The organism is Pedobacter sp. 01T416_2, assembly GCF_056398925.1.
In genome coordinates this window covers 1-1455 of record NZ_JBFTQI010001082.1, presented here as the reverse complement: position 1 = coordinate 1455, position 1455 = coordinate 1, and the positions used below count along the sequence as shown (strand labels likewise).

The window sequence follows — 1455 nt, the reverse complement described above, 5'->3', positions numbered from 1 at the left end:
CACCAATACCAACCAAACATTAGGTACTGACAGGTTAATTACCAACGCCAGCGAAAATACCAATTCTCTTGTTCTAAAACACAATATTGGTGGAAAATTAGATTGGCAAATCGACTCTTTAACACAACTGACCATTGAGCCGGCAATTGTGCTCAGCTCCAACAATTCGGTGAGTAAGGTTTCTTCAGGCAACAATAATGCGAATAATCAGCTCATTAATACCCTCGAAAATTTGAATGACTTGAATACTTCCAGCAACAAATATCAGTTAAGGGCCGATTTTAGTAAGGATTTTAAAAAGGCTGGAAGATCTTTCAATATCGGAGCCGATATTTCTGCAACCCCCAACCCAATTATCAATTACAACAGGAGCAGTAGTATTTTTTACCTTAGGCCATCTACTTCAGAAGTTGATCAATTAAGGAATAATACCATTGATAATTTCAGGTCTTACTTCTATGGCAATTATACCGAACCAATTAGCAAAAAACTGAATTTTAAAGCAGATGTAAGCGGAAACATCATCAATAACGAAAATGCGTTAAGCACTTTTTACCGCAATCCGGCTAACCAGCTGTACGATATTGTTGTGCCAGATTTATCGCAAACTGTTAAACAGGCCGGTTTTAAAACCAATACAAACATCAGCCTGGGATACAAAGTAACCAAAGATCTTTACCTTCAACCGGGATTGGTACACAACTACATTTCGTTAAACAACCGCTTTACCAATACAGCAGATATTGACCAGCGCTATAATTTTATGTGGCCAACATTTCAGTTGAAGTACAAAATATTCCGTCTTAACTATTCTGCTCGCTTTGCAGAGCCGAACGTAAGTTACCTTCAACCCGTTGCAGATAATACCAATGCATTTTACATCAGAAACGGCAATCCGAATCTTTTGCCTGCCCGCACGCAGAATTTAAGCATGAATATGTACAAATACGATCCTAAAAGCATGATTAATTACAATTTATACGGTTATGGTAGTTTCACAAAAAATGGCGTGGTGAATACCATTACCATAAATAACGGCGTTCAAACAATCAATCCGATTAACAAAAGCGGTATTTACAATTTTAGTGGCGGAGCCAATATTTCAAAAGATTTCAAAAAAGATAAAACAAGTTTAAAAGTAGGTTTAGGTTTCTGGGCCAATTTCGATCATACACCCGTTATCGTAAATAACATCCAAAGTGATGCGAATGTATTTTACGTAGGGCCAAATGGAAGTGTGAGGTTAAACCTGAACGATAAGGTTGAGATTAACCAGTCGTATTCGGTAAACCTGAATCGCAGTAAGTACGAGGATAGCTATTATACTAACATTAGCTACAATACCCACCAAAGCACATCCGAACTGATTATCCGTTACCCCAAAAAACTGGTTTTTGAAACCAGTTATTCTTTAATGATCAATGACCAAAAAATTGCAGGATATAACAATAACAT

1 protein-coding gene is annotated in these 1455 nt (G+C 37.1%); it reads left to right on the top strand.

The genetic code is table 11. The annotated features are described in order from the left end of the window. Positions 1 to 1455: outer membrane beta-barrel protein (locus AC1DPQ_RS27550; protein ID WP_477611536.1), on the top strand; the 1455-nt coding region annotated here is incomplete at both ends.